The sequence below is a fragment of the Sulfurovum sp. genome (assembly GCF_049668085.1).
Lineage (GTDB): Bacteria > Campylobacterota > Campylobacteria > Campylobacterales > Sulfurovaceae > Sulfurovum.
The window spans coordinates 25,835-46,096 of record NZ_JBATIY010000175.1 but is presented as its reverse complement, the minus strand read 5'-3'; the positions used below and the strand labels follow the sequence as shown (position 1 = coordinate 46,096).

Below are 20,262 nucleotides of genomic sequence, written 5' to 3'. Positions count from 1 at the left end.
AGAGTCTAGGCTATTTGCCTAGGCTCATGTTCCAACCTCATTGGATATAGCGATAAACTATTCGGAGACATTTTCATACCCTCGTGTCAATAGTTTTTTTGTATACCCAATATACACATTAAACATTCTACATAAACCAAACTAAACCGAAATAAGGATAACCCATGTTAAATTCTTTACATTCTGGTAACAGACTTCGTGTTGACTTTTCAAAAACACCAAGAGAAATCGAAATCCCAAACTTGCTCCAACTTCAACAAAAAAGTTATGAAAACTTTTTAATGTTAGGTGAAAAAGACAGAAAAAACTCTACATTAGAGAAAGTTTTTAGATCCGCTTTCCCTATTCATGATCAACAAAACAGACTTACCTTAACCTATAAAAACTCTGAAGTCGTCAAACCAAAATATACTGTTAGAGAGTGTATGGAGAGAGGATTAACCTATTCTGTATCTCTCAAGATGAACATTGCATTGACAATTTGGAACAGAGATGAGAAAACCGGTGAAAAACTTGATCCAAAAGAGATCAAAGAACAAGCAGTTTTCGTACGTGATATTCCTTTGATGACAGATAGAACATCATTTGTTGTGAACGGTGTTGAAAGAGTTATCGTAAACCAACTTCATAGATCACCGGGTGTTATTTTTAAAGAAGAAGAGGGAACGACTGTTGGAAGTGGTATGCTTTATTCTGCACAGATCATTCCAGATCGTGGTTCATGGTTGTATTTTGAATACGATTCTAAAGATATCTTGTATGCACGTATCAACAAAAGAAGAAAGATCCCTGTAACGATCCTATTTAGAGCATTGGACTACTCTAAAGATGATATTGTAAAACTATTCTATTCAACAAAAGAGATCAGTATCAAAGATAACAGATTCCTTGTTAAGTTTGATGCGGATGACTTCTCTGGTAGAGCAGAATATGATGTCAGAGACATCGATGGTAACATTGTTGTAAATGCAGGTAAAAGACTGACTAAAACAAAAGCAAAGAAACTTATTGAAGAGGGACTAGAGTGGATCGAATATCCGCTTGAAGTACTTATGGAGAGACACTTGGCTAAGCCAATTATTGATCAGGAGAGTGGTGAAGTACTTTATGATGTTGTCACACCTTTGGATGAAAATAAACTTAAAAAAATGATCGAAGAAGGTATTGAAACAATCGAGATCATCAATGATCTTGCAGACGGTGCAGATATGTCGATCATCAATGCATTTGTTGCTGATAACGAAAGCTTAAGACTCTTAAAGCAAACAGAACAGATAGATGATGAAAATGTACTTTCAGCGATCCGTATCTACAAAGTAATGAGACCAGGTGAGCCTGTTACACCTGATGCCGCTAAAGCATTCTTACAGCAACTTTTCTTCGACCCGGAAAGATATGACCTAACAAAAGTCGGTCGTATGAAAATGAACCATAAACTAGGATTGGATATCCCTGAATATGCTACGGTTCTTACAGCAGAAGACCTTATTAATACGGTGAAATATCTTATTAAAGTAAAGAATGGTCAAGGTCACATTGATGATAGAGACCACTTAGGTAACAGAAGAATTAGAGCGATCGGTGAGCTTCTTGGTAATGAACTTCATAATGGTCTTGTGAAGATGCAAAAAGCGATCAAAGACAAGATGACCACTGTATCAGGCACACTAGATGAATTAATGCCACATGACTTGGTAAACTCTAAAATGATCACCAATACGATCTTGGAATTTTTCTCATCTGGACAACTTTCACAGTTTATGGATCAGACAAACCCACTTTCAGAAGTAACACATAAAAGAAGACTTTCTGCACTTGGTGAGGGTGGTCTTGTAAAAGAGAGAGCTGGATTTGAAGTAAGGGATGTACACCCGACACATTATGGTCGTATTTGTCCTATTGAGACGCCTGAGGGTCAAAATATTGGTCTTATCAATACGCTTGCAACCTATTCAAAAGTAAATGAGCATGGGTTTATTGAAGCACCATATAAAGTGGTAAAAGATTGTCAGGTCACAGATGAGATCGTATATATTACTGCGACTCAGGAAGAAGATAAATGTATCGCTCCAGCATCTACTGTAGTAAGTGAAGATGGGCGAATTGTTGAGGATCTTATTGAGACTAGACTGAACGGGAACATCGAGCTTAACGAAGCGGAAAGAGTTGATCTTATCGATATTTCACCACTTATGATCTCTGGTTCAGCAGCAGCATTGATTCCATTCTTGGAACATGATGATGCGAACCGTGCACTTATGGGTTCAAACATGCAACGTCAAGCAGTACCTCTTCTTAAAACGGAAGCTCCGGTAGTTGGTACAGGTATGGAAGCTATCGTAAGCCGTGATGCGTGGGAATGTGTAAAAGCAAAAAGACCAGGTACAGTTGAGAAAGTAGATGCGAAGAACATTTATGTCATGGGTGAAGATGAGAGCGGTGTATTTATAGACCATTATCCACTTGAAAAGAACATGAGAACGAATCAAAACACGACATTTACACAAACACCAGTTGTAAAACTTGGTGATAAAGTCGACGCACTACAAGTGATCGGAGATGGTGCCAACATGGATCAGGGTGAGCTTGCTATTGGTAAAAATATCCGTGTTGCATTTATGCCTTGGTATGGATATAACTATGAGGATGCAGTGATCATCTCTGAAAAACTTATTCGTGAAGACACATTTACTTCAGTACATACCTATGAAAAAGAAGTAGAAGCAAGAGAACTTAAACATGGTACTGAAGAGATTACACGTGATATCCCGAATATCCGTGAAGATGAGCTACTTCACTTAGATGAAAGTGGTATTGTACAAATTGGTACGTATGTCAAACCTGGTATGATCCTTGTAGGTAAAGTAAGTCCTAAAGGTGAGATCAAACCAACACCTGAAGAGAGATTATTAAGAGCGATCTTTGGTGAAAAAGCAGGACATGTTGTCAATAAATCACTTTACTGTCCTGCCTCTATGGAAGGTGTCGTTGTTGATATCAAAGTCTTTACGAAAAAAGGTTATGAAAAAGATGCACGTGCGATCCAAGCATATGAAGAAGAGAAGGCCGTTCTAGATGGTGACCACCATGATCAACTTCTTATGATAGACAGAGAAGAGATCTTACGTATCGCTAATTATCTTGCAGGACAAGAATTGGTTAAAGCTGTAACTATCGGTGAAAATGAGTATGCATCAGGATCTAAGATCGATGAAGAGACGATCAAGGGTGTAAACAGATTTGCACTAAGAGGTGTAGTTCAATCTTATACTGATGATGTACAAAATGAGTATGAGTCATTGAAAAACTACTTCTTGAAACAAAAGAAGAGATTAAAAATCGAACATGAAGAGAAATTGGCTGTCCTCGAAAAAGATGACATTCTTCCTTCAGGTGTAACGAAACTTGTAAAAATTTACATCGCTACGAAGAGAAAGCTCAAAGTAGGAGATAAAATGGCTGGACGTCACGGAAACAAAGGTATTGTTTCTAATATCGTACCAGAGATCGATATGCCATACCAGGAAGATGGAAGACCGGTTGATCTTATCTTGAATCCACTAGGGGTACCTTCTCGTATGAACATCGGACAGATCCTTGAAGTGCATTTAGGATTGGTTGGTAAGAATCTCGGTGAACAAATAGAAGAGATGTTCGTAAATCAGCAAGAGAGTTTCATCAAAGACCTTAGAGAAAAGATGATCGCTATTGCAGATGTTGCAAAATTGATGAATGCGAAAGAACTATTGACAACTATGAGTGATGAAGAGTTGATCAAATATGGTAGAGATTGGTCAACAGGTGTGAAGTTTGCTGCACCAGTATTTGAGGGAACGAACCAAGCTGAGTTTGATAAGCTATTTGAAATGGCGAAGATGGATTCTGATGGAAAGATGAAACTCTTTGACGGTAAAACGGGTGAAGCGATGATAGAAAGAGTCAATGTAGGATATATGTATATGCTGAAACTCCATCACTTAGTAGATGAAAAAGTGCATGCCCGTTCAACTGGACCTTACTCACTTGTTACACAACAACCGGTGGGTGGTAAGGCACTCTTTGGTGGACAAAGATTTGGAGAGATGGAAGTATGGGCACTTGAAGCCTATGGTGCAGCACATACGCTTAAAGAGATGCTGACCATTAAATCGGATGATGTTGAAGGTAGAGCCCGAGCATATAGAGCGATCACAAAAGGTGAAGCTGTACCGGAATCAGGTGTACCTGAAACGATGTTCGTATTGACAAAAGAGCTTCAAGCACTAGGTCTTGATACAGAATTATATGAGAGCAAAAAAGAAGTGGAGAGTGAAGATGAGTAAGTTTTTAGAGAATTTAACACTAATAGATCTTAACAGCGAAGAAAGACCAAATGATATAGCAGCCTTACAGCTTAGAGTTGCAAGTCCGGAAAAAGTACTTTCATGGAGTTACGGTGAAGTAAAAAAACCGGAAACGATCAACTATAGAACCCTTAAGCCAGAAAGAGACGGTCTCTTCTGTGCGAAGATCTTTGGACCCATCAGAGATTATGAGTGTCTTTGTGGTAAATACAAAAAGATGCGTTATAAAGGTGTAGTATGTGAGAAATGTGGGGTTGAGGTAACGACTTCTAAGGTAAGAAGAACCCGTATGGGGCATATTGATCTTATCGCACCAGTAGCACATATTTGGTATGTTTCATCACTTCCATCACGTATCGGTACACTTTTGGGTGTAAAGATGAAAGACCTTGAGAGAGTACTTTACTATGAAGCATATATCGTTAAAACGCCGGGTGAAGCAAGTTATGATAGTGAAGGTCTAAACCCGTTAGCAAAATATGATGTATTGAATGAAGAGCAGTATCAACAGATCAATCAACGTTTTGGTGATACAGATCTAGATGCAAGAATGGGTGGAGAGGTTATCCAAGAACTCCTTGCAGACCTTGATCTTGTTGAAATGTTTACACAACTGAAACTTGATATTGAAGCAACAAAATCTGAAGCAAAAAGAAAGACGATCGTAAAACGTCTTAAAGTGATCGAAGCTTTCCTTCACTCAGGTAACAGACCAGAGTGGATGATGTTGACTCAACTGCCGGTACTTCCACCGGACCTAAGACCTCTTGTAAGTCTTGACGGCGGCAAGTTCGCTGTTTCTGATGTAAATGACCTTTATAGAAGAGTGATCAACAGAAACCAGAGACTTAAAAGACTAGTAGAACTTGATGCCCCTGAAATTATTGTTAGAAACGAAAAGCGTATGCTTCAAGAAGCAGTAGATGCACTTTTTGATAATGGTAGAAGAGGAAATGCAGTTAAGGGTGCGAATAAAAGACCACTGAAGTCACTTTCTGAAGTGATCAAGGGTAAACAAGGTCGTTTTAGACAAAACCTTCTTGGTAAAAGGGTCGACTTCTCTGGTCGTTCTGTTATCGTTGTTGGTCCGGATCTACGTATGGATCAGTGTGGATTACCAAAGAAAATGGCGATCGAACTCTTTAAGCCGCATTTGATGGCAAAGCTTGAAGAAAAAGGGTATGCAACAACACTCAAACAAGCCAAAAAGATGATCGAAAAGCAAGAGAATGAAGTATGGGAGTGTTTAGAAGAGGTAGTTGATAACTATCCTATCTTATTGAACCGTGCACCAACGCTTCACAAACTTTCTATTCAGGCATTCCACCCAAGACTGATCGAGGGTAAAGCGATTCAATTGCATCCATTGGTTTGTTCTGCATTCAACGCCGACTTCGATGGGGATCAGATGGCGGTACACGTACCACTTTCGGATGAAGCGATTGCTGAAGCAAAAGTATTGATGCTTGCATCCATGAACATCTTGCTTCCAGCATCAGGTAAAGCGATCGCCGTACCTTCACAAGATATGATCTTAGGTCTTTATTACCTAACACTTGAGAAGAATGATGTAAAAGGTGAACATAAACTGTTTGCAAACGTAGAAGAAGTGGAAATTGCATTTGAACAGCAGTCCCTTGATCTTAATGCACGTATCAGAACAGTGATCGATGGGCACATTGCAAAATCAACAGCGGGTAGATTGATCTTAAAATCAATTATCCCTGATTATGTACCTGAAAAGTACTGGAACAAAGTACTGAAGAAAAAAGATATTGGTGTTTTAGTTGACTATATCTATAAAATAGGTGGTGTTTCTGAAACAGCCGGTTTCCTTGATAACCTTAAGGATATGGGTTTCAAATATGCAACGAAAGTAGGGGTTTCAATCTCTATTGATGATATTAAGATCCCTGAGATGAAAGTAGGGAGAGTTGTCTCTGCAAAAGAAGAAGTAAAAGAGATCCAGAGACAATTTGGTGCGGGTCTTTTAACGGATCAAGAACGTTATAACAAAATTATCGATATCTGGACGGATGCGAACAATGGTATTGCTGAAGGTCTTATGGGATTGATCAAAGCAGATAAAGACGGATTTAACTCGGTTCATATGATGGCAGACTCTGGAGCGAGAGGTTCTGCAGCTCAGATCAGACAGCTTTCTGGTATGAGGGGTCTTATGGCGAAATCAGATGGGTCAATTATTGAAACACCTATTACGTCAAACTTCCGTGAAGGTCTAAATGTACTTGAGTACTTTATTTCAACACACGGTGCGAGAAAAGGTCTTGCTGATACAGCACTTAAGACGGCGAATGCGGGTTACTTAACAAGAAAACTGATCGATGTTGCACAAAATGTGAAGATCGCTATGACGGATTGTGGTACACATGAAGGTGTAGAAGTATCTGATATCGTTGTGGGTAATGAAATGATCGAGCCATTGGCAGACCGTATCTATGGTAGAGTGCTTGCTGAAGATATTATTGATCCTATTACATCGGAAGTATTGGTAAGTGAAGGTACGATGATAGACGAAGAGACTGCTTCAAGAGTACAAGATGCTGGGGTACGTTCAGTGGTTATGAGAGCACCATCATCATGTAAAGCACCAAAAGGTATCTGTGCAAAATGTTACGGTCTGAATATGGCTGATAACAAAATAGTGAAACGTGGAGAAGCTGTAGGTGTAATTGCTGCACAATCTATTGGTGAGCCAGGTACACAGCTGACACTACGTACATTCCACACGGGTGGTACAGCAACAGCAGGTAAAGAAGATAGACAGGTTATCGCAAGTAAAGAAGGTTTCATTCGATACTATAACTTGAATGTATATCGTAACAGAGATGGTAACCTTATCGTTGCTAACAGAAGAAATGCAGGTGTTCTTTTGGTTGAACCTAAGATCAAAGCAGTGGTAGACGGTACTCTTTCTCTTGTGGTGACACATGACGAGTATGTGATCTCTGTAAATGCAGGTAGTGCAGATGAAGTGAAGTATAACCTTAGAAAATCTGATGTGGCTAAATCAAATGAACTTGCAGGTGTTGCAGGTAAAGTTGAAGGAAAACTTTTCTTACCGCTACAAGATGGAGATAAAGTAAAAGAGGGTGACTCTATTGTTGAAGTGATCAATGAAGGTTGGTCTGTACCAAGCCGTGTGCCATTTGCTTCTGAACTTAAAGTTGAAGATGGTGCTCCAGTGACACAGAACGTAATATCTGAGTCAAAAGGTAAAGTGAAATTCTTCTTGCTTAAAGGGGATTACCTCGAAGCACATACGGAAATTACTGAGGGTACAAAAGTAGTAGAAAAAGGTCTCTTTGCGGTTGTTGTTGATGAAAACAACAGAGAAGCAGCAAGACACTATATCTCAAGAGGATCTGTAGTAAAAGTGGATAATGATGCTATCGTTCAAAGAGGTGACCTGCTTTCAGCTCCTGAAACATCTGCACATGTAGTGATCGCTGAATGGGACCCATATTCAGAGCCTATTATTGCTGAACAGCAAGGAAAACTGAAGTTTGAAGATATTATTCCAGGTGTTACGGTTGTTGAACAGTTTGATGAGGTAACAGGGGATACAAGACTTGAGCTTAACGAATATATTCCTGCAGCATATAAACCAGCAATCGTTCTAGCAACGGAAGGTGGAGAGTTAATTCGTTATCAGCTTGATGCGAAGACGATTCTTTTTGTTCAAGATGGTGATGATGTAAGTATCGCAGATATCTTGGCAAAAACACCAAAAGCAGCGATCAAGTCAAAAGATATTACCGGGGGTCTTCCAAGAGTTTCTGAACTCTTTGAGGCTAGACGTCCTAAAGATATTGCTCTTATCGCACAGATCGATGGTGTAGTAAGCTTTGGTAAGCCACTACGTGGTAAAGAGAGACTTATTATTTCTGGTGACAATAATCAGGTAACTGAACAGTTCATCGATAAGAATAAGGTAGCTCTTGTACACACTGGAGAATATGTACACGCAGGTGAGAAATTGACTGACGGTATTGTCTCAAGTCATGATATCCTTGCCGCTCTTGGTGAAAAAGCATTGTATGAATACATTGTATCTGAAGTACAAATGGTATATCGTAGACAAGGGGTTAATATCTCAGATAAACACATCGAGATCGTTACCTCTCAAATGATGAGACAAGTAAAAGTCGTTGAGAGCGGTGACTCTAAGTTTATCGCTGGAGATATTGTGTCTCGTCGTAAGTTCCAAGAAGAAAATGAAGCAGTGATCAAACTTGGTGGTGAACCTTCGATCGCGGAGCCAATGCTTGTAGGTATTACACGTTCAGCGGTTGGTGCAGACAGTATTATCTCTGCTGCATCATTCCAGGATACGACTAAAGTACTTACTTCTGCATCTATAGCAGGAACAGTAGATGCGCTTGAAGATCTTAAAGAGAATGTTGTTATCGGGCGTCTTATCCCTGTGGGTACAGGTATGATCGATAATGATAATATCAAATTTACAGCTGCAGAGTAATTTCTGCACACTGTTTCTAGTCTAGGCTAGAAACAGTATAAATCTTTCTATAAACTCTCTCCCTTTAAAATATAAGAATTTCTAAAGAATTTTTCGATATAATATGCCTCCAAAAATCTGCGCGATTAGTCCAGATAAAAGCATTCAAAATGAGCGTTTTTATGTGGTGTAAGAACCCAGATTCAAGAGATATGATCTCAATTCAAACTAACCAGAAAGGAAACGATTTGCCTACAATTAATCAATTGATTCGTAAAGAACGTAAAAAGCAAGTGAAAAAATCAAAATCACCTGCACTCGTAAAATGTCCTCAAAGAAGAGGCGTATGTACCAGAGTATATACTACAACACCAAAGAAACCTAACTCAGCACTTAGAAAAGTTGCTAAAGTAAGATTGACAAGTGGTTTTGAAGTTATCTCATACATCGGTGGTGAGGGTCACAACCTTCAAGAACACTCTATCGTACTTGTAAGAGGCGGAAGAATTAAAGATTTACCTGGTGTTAAGTATCACATTGTTCGTGGTGCACTAGATGCTTCAGGTGTAACTGGAAGAACAGTTGCAAGATCTAAGTACGGTACTAAAAAACCTAAATAATCTGGGATTATTTAAACGCGTTAAAGTAAAAGTTTAGTCTAGAGATAGACTTGAAACAGGTGTTGTCATTTATCCTTAGGGGACAAGACTTGAGTAAATCAACAATAAAGATTGAAGAGGAAAAATAATGAGAAGAAGAAAAGCTCCCGTTAGACCGGTATTGCCAGATCCAGTACACGGTTCTAAAGTATTAACAAAGTTCATCAATGCAGTAATGCTTGATGGTAAGAAAAGCACAGCGCAAAAAGTAATGTATGCTGCGTTAGAGAGAATTGAATCAAAATCTGGTGAAAAAGGTATTGAAGTATTCAACAAAGCGATGGATAACGTCAAACCTGTAATGGAAGTAAAATCAAGAAGAGTAGGTGGTGCAACGTACCAGGTGCCTATAGAAGTAAGACCCGTAAGACAACAATCACTGGGAATCAGATGGATCGTTGATGCAGCTAGAAAAAGAAATGAAAGAACTATGATGGAGCGTTTAAGTAATGAACTTATGGACGCTGCAACAGAAAAAGGTTCTGCTTTCAAAAAGAAAGAAGATACGTATAAAATGGCAGAAGCTAACAAAGCATTTGCTCACTATAGATGGTAAGGGACTAAGTTATGGCAAGAACGCACAAACTTAACGACGTAAGAAACATCGGTATTGCTGCGCACATTGATGCAGGTAAAACAACAACAACTGAAAGAATTCTTTTCTATACAGGTGTTGAACATAAAATTGGTGAAGTACATGATGGTGCTGCAACAATGGACTGGATGGAGCAAGAGCAGGAAAGAGGTATTACAATTACTTCTGCTGCTACAACTTGTGAATGGGCTGGTAAACAAATTAACATTATTGATACTCCGGGACACGTTGACTTCACCATTGAAGTTGAACGTTCTATGAGAGTACTTGATGGTGCAGTATCTGTATTCTGTGCTGTTGGTGGGGTTCAACCACAATCTGAGACAGTATGGAGACAAAGAAACCGTTATGGTGTACCATCAATTGTATTTGTAAATAAGTACGATAGAACAGGTTCAGACTTTTACGAAGTTGAAAGACAAATTGTTGAGAGACTAAAAGGTAACCCTGTTCCAATTCAACTTCCAATCGGCGCTGAAGAAAACTTCCAAGGTGTTGTTGACCTTGTAAAAATGAAAGCGATCGTTTGGGATCAAGATGCTGCTATGGGTTCTAACTACCATGTAGAAGAAATTCCTGAAGATATGATCGAGGTATCAGAAAAGTATCGTGAATCGTTAATTGAGAAGATTTCTGAAGCTGATGGTAATGACGCACTTATGGAAAAATACATGGAAGGTGAAGAACTTTCAGAAGATGAGATCATAGCTGGAATTAAAGCTGCTACTATCGGTATGCATATTGTTCCTATGACTGTTGGTTCTGCATTTAAAAACAAAGGTGTTCAAACTCTACTTGACGCTGTTGTTGAATACCTTCCATCTCCAGTAGAAGCACCTGCGATCAAGGGTACTATGATGGAAGATGAAGAAAAAGAAGTCATTGTTGAATCTACAGATGACGGTGAGTTTGCTTCACTTGCATTTAAGATCATGACAGACCCATTTGTTGGTCAATTGACATTTATCCGTGTATACCGTGGTTCTTTGGAGTCAGGTTCTTACGTGCTTAACTCAACTAAAGAGAAAAAAGAACGTATCGGTCGTATCATGAAAATGCACGCGATCAAACGTGAAGAAGTATCTGAGATCTACGCTGGTGAGATCGGTGCGGTTGTTGGTCTTAAAAATACAACTACTGGTGATACACTTTGTTCAGATAAAGATAAAGTGGTACTTGAGAGAATGGATTTCCCGGATCCGGTTATCTCTGTTGCGGTTGAACCTAAAACAAAAGCTGACCAAGAGAAAATGGGAATTGCACTTAGTAAACTTGCTGCAGAGGATCCATCTTTCCGTGTTGCTACAGATGAAGAGTCTGGTCAAACGATCATCTCAGGAATGGGTGAGCTTCACCTTGAGATCCTTGTAGACAGAATGAAAAGAGAGTTTAAAGTTGAAGCGGAAGTTGGTGCACCACAAGTTGCATACCGTGAGACTATTAGAAAATCTGTAGAAAAAGAATACAAGTACGCTAAACAATCAGGTGGTCGTGGACAATTTGGTCACGTTTACCTTAGAATCGAGCCACAAGAACCAGGTTTTGGTTACGAGTTTGTTGATGAAGTTAAAGGTGGAGTTATTCCAAAAGAATTTATTCAGCCGGTAAACAAAGGTGTTCAAGAATCAATGGCTAGAGGTATACAAGCGGGTTACCCTGTAGAAGATGTTAAAGTAACAGTATATGATGGTTCTTACCATGATGTCGATTCATCTGAAATGGCGTTTAAACTTGCTGGTTCAATGGGATTCAGAGATGGTTGTAGAGAAGCAAATCCAGTTATCTTGGAACCACTAATGAAAGTTGAAGTTGAAGTACCTGAAGATTATATGGGTGACGTTATTGGTGATGTTGCTAAAAGACGTGGTCAAGTATCAGGTATGGATGATAGAGCTGGAAACAAAATCGTTAACGCATTTGTTCCACTTTCAGAAATGTTTGGATACTCAACAGACCTACGTTCAATGACTCAAGGTCGTGCAACGTATGCTATGGAATTCGATCACTATGATGAAGTTCCATCTAATGTATCTAAAGAGATCATTGAAAAGAGAAATAGTTAATCTTTTCCCTGGTTTGCATCCATCTTTGAATGATGGGTGCAGTCACTTACCCTCAGTAAGCTTCTTTACCCAAACATTCAAACCTGAATACAACTCAAGAAAAACTTTAACAATTTAATCATTTTAGTATTATTTTATTTTAATTTTAAATTAGCATACAATAGTATTTAAAGGAAAATCATGAAAGTTATTATTGATCTTATAGAAGATGTTAGAGAACAGATAGGAAATCATGAAGATTATGTGGTCACTGCTGGATTATTAAAAACGGATGAAAATGATAGCACTAAACTCATCTATGCAGGGGAGGCAACTTTAAGTACAGCGAACTTAGAAGAAGATAAGAGACAACTTACATTTAAAATAGATGGTAGCGATAAGAGATTAACCATAGGAGAGCTTATTCCATCAATCTTGATACTTGATATGGATGCGATGATGTTTGAGCTTAAAATGGACGTCAATGCAGAGTATAAAGATATGGAGATCGTTGGATTTGGTAAGAATGATGAGGAGAAGAGATATATCTTGTTTATCAAGATATAAAACTTCTTTTTTACTTATGCGTAAACAGACTCTTTCCCAAACTCTTTAGTTAAAAGTGCATAGAAGAGGGCTCTGTATTTATGTCTGTTTGAAGTTCCCATCGCTTCACACACTCCTTTGACAGCAGCATCCAAAGTAGCATCATCTGCATCAACCCCAAGTTTATTTCCTAAGAAATTCTTTTTGACGGTGTCAAGTTCTGAACTGTCCGAACATGATACTGTTTCAGCATCCTGCTTATAGATTGATGGTCCTAAGCCTGCTGTTACTTTAGCAATAAGGTCATCAGAGAGATCTAACCCCAACTCTTTTGAAGCAGCAATATAGTGTTCAACTTTTTCATCTAGTTTACTCATGTGTTCCCCTTAATAATATTTTCTTACATTTTATTATATCTATAAATAATACTTAGGTCAAATATTGAGGTTTCTGTGCCAATAATATCCAGTTCATACTGATTTTATGCTCTTTGCAAAAATGAGCCAGTGATTCATAAGGGATCTTTTTACGTCTTTTGATCACTGCGAAGTATTGGGGATGAAGATCGAGGGAGTCTGCTATATCTCGGTCCAGTATCTTTTCTTTCTTGGTTTGTGAAGAGAGGATCTGTTTAACTCTTTGCATCACTTCATGAAAATCTATCATCAATATCCTTACTGTTCAGATAAGTGTATCATAATAGATTTTTTGAAAAAAATTTAAATGTATGTCAAATTGTAATGTTTTAGTTCTTTGTACTATCGATCTCTATCACGGTATGCACATTCCCCCTAGGGTTAAAATCCGCGACGAGTTTCATCGATTTAGGCTTTAGTTTACTGTAAAGTGCATCATAGATCTCATTTGCTGAATTCTCATGTGAGATATGTCTTGTCATAAATGTGTTGATGTAGAGTTTGAGCGCTTTAAGCTCTATTACTTTCAAGTCTGGTTCATAAGAGAGTTTGAGTGTAGCAAAATCAGGATAACCAGAGCGTGGGCACATACACATGAATTCAGGGAGTTCTATATTGATCGTATAGTTTTTTTTATGTTCATTGGGCCAATAGTTCTCTTCACTATTGATGTCGAATTCTTGTATCTCTTTTTCACCGTATTTCATATTTTTCCTTTAGTTATATCTGTTGATCAGTGTCTCTTCATCTATCGGTTTGCTTACGCCAAACCCTTGTATGTAGTTAATGCCAAGGGTTTTCAGCTTCTTCTTTTGGTTTTCATTATCCACCCATTTGGCAACCGTTTGTACTTGTAGATCTTTTGCCATATTGATCAAAGAGTGTAGCATAGCATGGGTTGTTTTATCCTCTAACTGTGTTACGTAATCTCTGTCAAACTGGACCATGTCAAATTTAAAATGTTTCATATATTCCATAGAAGCATTGGATGAACCAAAATTATCGATACAGATCCTTATGCCATGAGACCTAAAATTTTTAAGGGTCTTAAGGTATCCGCTAAGATCATGGTGTGTTTTACGTTCATAGAGCTGGATGATCAGGCGTGATGGATCTACTTTTTTTTCCTTTAAATAGTCAAACAGTTTTTCTTGAAAAGAGCTATCTCTAAGAGAAAAAGGTGAAAGGTTGAATGTGAATGAAATCGTTTTATCTACAAGAGGCAAAAGATCTATCACATGTTTAATAAGTGTCAGATCATATTCTCTACCTAAACCTAAACGGTTAATGATAGGCAGATATACACGAGGTAAGATATCCTGATGGCTTTCTGATTTTAGTTTGACGGCGATTTCATATGTATCTATGGTATCGCTGGAGATATTGAGTAAAGGCCTGAATGTCAGTAGTAGTTTTTTCTTTTGTATGATTGCAATGACATCTTTTTCTATGCTTGAAAGTTCTTTTGCATCTTTGATCGTATGCATATTCTTTTGTTTACTGTTACCTACAGATTGACTTGTGATGATATCTTTTAGTTGTACGATGGCTTTTTCAAAGTCATCATCAGTATTGGTGATAATGGCAAATTTATAATCTACTTCCATATTGTTAATACGGCTATTTTCTTCTATCATCTTTTCTAAAATAGCTTGTATATTGTCATGGTTCTCATTGAGTGCAATGAGGAATTCAGAACCGCGATGTCTTCCTATAAGGACTTTATCTAATCCATTTTGTTTAAAGATCAGATTTATTCTTCGCGTAATGGTATAGAGAAGATTATCAATTTGATCACTACTATAGTTCTCACTCAAGGATGAAAGGTTTTCTATGTTTATGCATACGAGAGATTTTGGGTGAGAGTGCTGCAGCATTTTGATAAATGTTTTTTTGTTAAAGCCGTGTGTGGTTTCATCCAGCAAGGTCTCTTGCACACTGAGATTCATTAAAAAGTAGATAAAATAGATGGCTATAAAGGTAATAGCAGCAAGCAATACACCATCACGTAGAGTGATCGTGATCGTCTCTTCGTGGTAAATCGTGGTATAAAAGACAAGAAAAATAAGAATGAGTACGGGGATACCTGCTCGTAGAGCCAGGCTAAAACGTCGTCCTCTTTCTTCTTTTTCGGAGTATAGCATTAAACATCCAGGTGTTTTACATCTTTAGCATGGCTTTCAATGTAGTTTCTTCTTGGTTCCACTTCATCGCCCATGAAGAGTGTGAATGTATCACTGGCACTCTCATCATCTTCTATAGTCACTTGTAAAAGTCTTCTGTTCTCTGGGGTCATAGTTGTTTCCCAGAGTTGTTCAGGGTTCATTTCACCTAGACCTTTATAACGTTGGATATATGCACCTTTTTTGGCTGAACTTTCAACCTCAGCAAAGAGGGTAAGAAGATCTTGGTCTTTAAATTCATCTGTAATGTGGTCAGCGATCTTTTGATGGATATGTATCGCTTCATTATAGTGTGGGTTCGTAAAGAGTACTTCATCTACGATGAGTTCTTCAAGACCATCATTGGTTTGTACAAAGAGGTGGATCACATCATCCGTAATGGTTTTATTGAGGATGTTATAACCAAGTTCTGCGATATAGGCTTCTATCGTTTTTGCCAGTGCTTTGTTATCTGTACCGATCACATCAGGATTTTCGATCATATAACGAAGTACTTCGGGTAATGCAAAACGTTTTTCTATCTCTTTAAGTGTCATACGGTAGTACGCTACCAGTTTGAAAAGGTCCACAAGGTCTGCTTGTCCCATAGTTGTACTTTCAATAGCAGAGATACCATTTTCAATAAGATAGTCATTAAGAGATTTTTCATCTTTGAGATAGACTTCATTTTTACCTTTTTTGTAACGGTAAAGCGGAGGCTGTGCAAGGTAGAGATACCCCTTCTCTATCACTGGTTTTAAGAATCTAAAGAAAAATGTCATAAGCAGTGTTTGAATGTGAGATCCATCCACATCGGCATCGGTCATAATGATGACTTTGTGGTATCTTAATTTCTCTTCATCAAACTCTTCCCCGATACCACACCCCAGTGCAGTGATCATATTTTTGATCTCATCAGATTTAAGGATCTTTTCCAAACGTGCTTTTTCAACGTTCAGGATCTTACCTTTAAGTGGAAGGATCGCTTGGAATACTCTGTCACGTCCTTGCTTAGCAGAACCACCAGCAGAATCCCCTTCCACCAGGTAAATCTCAGATATTTCAGGGTCTTTACTTTGACAGTCAGCCAATTTACCCGGAAGTGTTCCGATACTCATAGAGTCTTTACGTTTTACCAGATCTTTAGCTCTTTTGGCGGCATCTCTACCTCTGGCTGCAAGAAGTACCTGTGCCATAATGGCTTTCGCTTCTATCGGTTGTTCTTCAAGGTACTTGTTGAAGTTTTCAGAGAAGAATTTCTGTACTAAAGGACGTACATAAGAAGACCCCAGTTTACCTTTGGTCTGTCCTTCAAACTGTGGTTCAGGAACACGCACAGAAACGATGGCGATCAGACCTTCTTTACAGTCATCTCCAGTAATTTTAGTGCCTTTCTCTTTGGCATTTGCATTTTTAGCGATGTAGCTCGACATAGAACGTGTAAGTCCTGCTCTGAAACCTGCTTCATGAGTACCGCCATCTGCGGTTTTGATGTTGTTTACAAAAGAGAGTGACTTTTCTGAGTCTGCGTCACAGTACATAAGTGCGATATCGATCTCAATATCATCTGCTTTTCCTTGAAAAAACTGTGCTGTTGAAAGAGGCTCTTTGGTGTTCATATCTTCTACAAACTGTTTGATACCTCCTTCAAAATGATAGAGTTCTTTTGTCCCATCACGTTCATCTTTAAAGTCGATCGTGATCTTTGGATTGAGGTAACAGAGCTCTCTAAATCTTTTCATCAAGATCTCTTTTTGGAAAGTGACACCCTCTTTGAAGATACTGCCATCAGGCCAAAACTCTACTTTAGTACCATGCTTTCTTGTTGTACCTGTTGCCTCAAGTACAGCTTGCGGGATACCTTCTTTAAATGATTGTTCATGGATCTCACCATCTTTGAAGACAGTAAGGTACAAATCTTTAGAGAGCGCATTTACAACTGAGACACCCACACCATGAAGTCCACCAGAGACTTTGTAAGTATCTTTGTCAAATTTACCACCGGCATGGAGTACTGTCAATACGACAGTGGCGGCAGATATTTTTTCGGTAGGGTGCTCGGTTACCGGGATACCACGTCCATTATCTTCAATGACCGCGGAACCCGCTTTAGTCAGTGTGACTTTTATGGTGTCACAATATCCTGCCATCGCTTCATCGATCGAGTTATCTACAACTTCGTATACGAGGTGGTGAAGACCTTTTGTAGAGGTGTCACCGATGTACATACCAGGTCTTTTTCTTACCGCTTCTAGTCCTTTAAGGACTTTAATATTACTAGCACCATATTCTGCCATGTTGAGACTCCATTTTGTGGGGGTATAAGTATATATATTTTAGCCAAAACTAACTTAGGAAAGCGAGGTTGAGAGAGGGATTAAAAGCGTATTTACAGCAGCATGCCACTTTGTTGTTTTTTAGTACTGACAATATCGATTTCATTAGGGTCAATAAAGTGCTCTTTTTCATAGGCTTCGATCGCATATCGTCCTATCATCGCAGCATTATCGGAACAATATTCAAGTGGTGCAACATGGAGTGTTTTCCCAAATTCATCACAGAGGTTTTGATAGGCATTTCGGATGTATTTGTTTGCAGAGGCTCCCCCTACAATAGCAAAGTCTTTGATCTTCTCTTTGGCAAAGATCTTTTTGCTTTTTTGAAGAAGGTGAAGCTTGATCGCTTTTTGAAATGATGCAGAGAGATCAGCGCGGTCTTGTTCATGCATTCCGTCACTGCCACCGAGTGCTTCTACTTGAAGTCTCACGGCATTTTTAAGCCCTGAAAGTGAAAATGCGATCAATGGAGAGTTGCGTAGGGGTATAGGGAGTTCAAAACGGTTTTCATCTCCCTTCAATGCAAGTGCTTCTATCAGCGGTCCGCCAGGGTAGCCTAAGCCCATCATTTTAGCACACTTGTCAAAGCTTTCCCCTACCGAATCATCCATGCTGGTAGCCAAGATCTCCATGTGCTCAAAACTCTCAACCCTGATGACCTGTGTATGCCCTCCTGAGATGAGAAGTACAAGCAGAGGCATGATAGGTTCTTTTTCTATAAAAAGTGAGTATATATGCCCTTTGAGGTGATGTACGGGGATAAGAGGTATCTCAAGCAGAGTGCTTAGCGTTTTTGCCATAGCTATGCCTTCAAGCAAGGTGACACCCAGTCCAGGCTGATTGGTGACCGCAATGGCTTTGAGTTTTTCAAAGTAGGGCTTTGTTTCTTGGAGAATCTGTGGAAGTGCAACAGCATGTAGTCTGGATGCAAGTTCAGGAACGACACCACCATAACAGGAGTGTTCTTTTTCCTGGGATATCTTTTTATGATAAAGCACTTTTTTCGTAGCTATATCAGTGATGGCTATAGAGCTGTCATCACAGCTTGATTCGATACTTAAGATCATGATCTGTCCAATACAAGTTTTTCTATAAGTTCCCATTTGCCGTAACCACTGTCGGCATTGATATGTCCGGCATCTTTGATAACAGTTAGAGGGATATCATAATGATCTGCCATCGTCTGGGCTTCTTCTGCTTTGATGTAAGGGTCGTTGTCAGAAACGATCATCTGTATCTCTTTGGCATTGAGGTTTTCAGGTAATGTGCAAGGGAAAAAGGTTTTGATGGTATCTACTTCAGTGGTAAGGCTTGGCGGGGAAACCATAAAAAGTCTTTTGATCTCAGATATCTCTTGCATGAACTCTTCCTCTTGGCAGAGCCATAGCCACAGTGTATTGGCTAGAGAGTGGCAAACGACAGTATTTGGTTTGAAATCCTCAAGTATCCCTTTGAGTTGTTTGACCCATCTATTTTTGCTAGGAAAGTGACAGTTGTCCAGTAAAGGAAAAGAGACAGTGCCATACTCTTTGGCTATGGCTGCTGCCAATTCTGATTGCCAGTGAGGGGCATCACTTCCTCCCCAGCCATGTAAAATGAGTACCTTATCTTGCGTTGACATAGGTTCTTATCTCTTTATCTAATTGGATGATCTCATCGATGTTTGATGCCTTGACGGTGTCAAATTTTTTGTAGGCATCCAAAACCATCTCACTCATTCCAAAGAAGGAACATTTTTCCTTCTGGAATGCTTTGATCGCCTCTTCATTTGCGGCATTGACCACGACACCTAAATGAGGATGTGCCAAGATGTGTTCTTTGATGTTCCAGATAGGGTAACGCTCTGCTTCAATGGGTAGAAATTCCAATGCACCTATGCTGAGCAGATCTGTGGGAGGCAAGATAGCTTCTTCTACTTCACCTCTTAGTGCAAAAGCAATGGGCAGTTTCATATCGACACCGGCAAAGTGAGCAGTGGTGGAACCGTCTGTAAATTCTACAAGTGCATGGATGATAGATTTTTTTTCTATCACTGCATCGATATTGCTTGTATCAAAGAGCCATTTGGCTTCTAAAAGTTCAAACAGTTTATTGGTCATAGTAGCTGAATCTATGGTGATCTTATTTCCCATGGACCAGTTGGGGTGCTTCAGTGCATCTGAGAACGTAGCATCTTTCATCTTGTCCAGTTCCCAGTCTCTAAAAGCACCCCCGCTTGCAGTAATGTAAAGTTTGGAGACAGGACGTTCATTCATAAGGTACCAGAGTCCAAAGTGCTCAGAATCAATAGGTGTGATGAGTGACATGTCTATAAACTCTCCAGCCACCACCAGTGACTCTTTGTTTGCCAGTGCAACTCTTTTGCCAAGACTTGTGGCTTTGAGTGTCGGTGCAAGGCCAGCATAGCCAACTAAGGAATTGACGACGGTGTCACTTTTCGACATTTCAATGAGTTCCAGTATGCCTTGTGCACCACAGAGAACATGTGGATGGTCGACTTTTGCTCTGTCAGATTCATTGGCAATAGCGACAACTTTAGGTTGATGTTCCTTAATTTGCTGATTAAGGAGCGTTATATTGTTCCCTGCCACCAGGGCTTCAATAGCAATGTTGTAGCGTTTGGCAATGATGAGGGTATTGACCCCTATGGAGCCGGTAGAACCGAGTAGTACGATGGTTGACA

14 protein-coding genes are annotated in these 20,262 nt (G+C 39.2%); 6 read left to right on the top strand and 8 right to left on the bottom strand.

Translation table 11 applies throughout. From position 1 onward, the window contains the following. Window positions 1–164: 164 nt before the first annotated feature. The 6 genes from rpoB to WBM70_RS10685 all read left to right on the top strand — a co-directional run bounded on the left by rpoB (window position 165) and on the right by WBM70_RS10685 (window position 12,686). Complete coding sequence (gene rpoB / locus WBM70_RS10710) at window positions 165–4,322, top strand: DNA-directed RNA polymerase subunit beta (RefSeq protein ID WP_424558496.1); 4,158 nt, start codon at window positions 165–167, stop codon at window positions 4,320–4,322. Next, window positions 4,285–8,844 (top strand): DNA-directed RNA polymerase subunit beta', encoded by a 4,560-nt coding sequence (gene rpoC, locus WBM70_RS10705; RefSeq protein ID WP_424558495.1) that lies wholly within the window; start codon window positions 4,285–4,287, stop codon window positions 8,842–8,844. Before rpoB ends, rpoC begins: the two co-directional genes overlap by 38 nt. A gap of 227 nt (window positions 8,845–9,071) precedes the next feature. Next, window positions 9,072–9,443, top strand: a complete 372-nt coding sequence (gene rpsL / locus WBM70_RS10700; RefSeq protein WP_011979826.1) for a 30S ribosomal protein S12 — start codon at window positions 9,072–9,074, stop codon at window positions 9,441–9,443. Between the two features lie 127 nt (window positions 9,444–9,570). Continuing rightward, entirely contained in the window at window positions 9,571–10,038 is a 468-nt protein-coding gene (rpsG, locus tag WBM70_RS10695; protein ID WP_424558494.1) for a 30S ribosomal protein S7, read from the top strand. A gap of 11 nt (window positions 10,039–10,049) precedes the next feature. After that, window positions 10,050–12,140, top strand: a complete 2,091-nt coding sequence (gene fusA, locus WBM70_RS10690; RefSeq protein ID WP_424558493.1) for an elongation factor G — start codon at window positions 10,050–10,052, stop codon at window positions 12,138–12,140. A 180-nt stretch (window positions 12,141–12,320) separates the two neighbouring features. Continuing rightward, the gene (locus WBM70_RS10685) at window positions 12,321–12,686 is read left to right on the top strand and encodes a hypothetical protein (protein ID WP_424558492.1); all 366 of its coding nucleotides are present in this window, start codon (window positions 12,321–12,323) and stop codon (window positions 12,684–12,686) included. Between the two features lie 14 nt (window positions 12,687–12,700). Here WBM70_RS10685 and WBM70_RS10680 read toward each other — a convergent pair whose 3' ends face one another. The 8 genes from WBM70_RS10680 to dxr all read right to left on the bottom strand — a co-directional run bounded on the left by WBM70_RS10680 (window position 12,701) and on the right by dxr (window position 20,254). After that, complete coding sequence (locus WBM70_RS10680) at window positions 12,701–13,042, bottom strand: DUF2853 family protein (RefSeq protein ID WP_424558491.1); 342 nt, start codon at window positions 13,040–13,042, stop codon at window positions 12,701–12,703. Window positions 13,043–13,094: 52 nt separating this feature from the next. Then, complete coding sequence (locus tag WBM70_RS10675; RefSeq protein ID WP_424558490.1) at window positions 13,095–13,331, bottom strand: helix-turn-helix domain-containing protein; 237 nt, start codon at window positions 13,329–13,331, stop codon at window positions 13,095–13,097. Window positions 13,332–13,410: 79 nt separating this feature from the next. Beyond that, window positions 13,411–13,788: a preQ(1) synthase gene (queF, locus tag WBM70_RS10670; RefSeq protein WP_424558489.1), complete on the bottom strand. Its 378-nt coding sequence runs from the start codon at window positions 13,786–13,788 to the stop codon at window positions 13,411–13,413. A 9-nt stretch (window positions 13,789–13,797) separates the two neighbouring features. Further along, complete coding sequence (locus WBM70_RS10665; RefSeq protein ID WP_424558488.1) at window positions 13,798–15,225, bottom strand: EAL domain-containing protein; 1,428 nt, start codon at window positions 15,223–15,225, stop codon at window positions 13,798–13,800. Then, complete coding sequence (gyrB, locus tag WBM70_RS10660; RefSeq protein WP_424558487.1) at window positions 15,225–17,540, bottom strand: DNA topoisomerase (ATP-hydrolyzing) subunit B; 2,316 nt, start codon at window positions 17,538–17,540, stop codon at window positions 15,225–15,227. Before gyrB ends, WBM70_RS10665 begins: the two co-directional genes overlap by 1 nt. A 92-nt stretch (window positions 17,541–17,632) precedes the next feature. Continuing rightward, window positions 17,633–18,646 (bottom strand): tRNA (adenosine(37)-N6)-threonylcarbamoyltransferase complex transferase subunit TsaD, encoded by a 1,014-nt coding sequence (tsaD, locus tag WBM70_RS10655; protein WP_424558486.1) that lies wholly within the window; start codon window positions 18,644–18,646, stop codon window positions 17,633–17,635. Further along, window positions 18,643–19,200 carry an RBBP9/YdeN family alpha/beta hydrolase gene (locus WBM70_RS10650; protein ID WP_424558485.1) on the bottom strand — a complete coding sequence of 186 codons (558 nt, stop codon included), beginning with the start codon at window positions 19,198–19,200 and terminating at the stop codon, window positions 18,643–18,645. The genes tsaD and WBM70_RS10650 overlap by 4 nt, the downstream gene beginning before the upstream one ends. Beyond that, window positions 19,184–20,254 (bottom strand): 1-deoxy-D-xylulose-5-phosphate reductoisomerase, encoded by a 1,071-nt coding sequence (gene dxr, locus WBM70_RS10645; RefSeq protein WP_424558508.1) that lies wholly within the window; start codon window positions 20,252–20,254, stop codon window positions 19,184–19,186. The genes WBM70_RS10650 and dxr overlap by 17 nt, the downstream gene beginning before the upstream one ends. Window positions 20,255–20,262 lie beyond the last annotated feature (8 nt).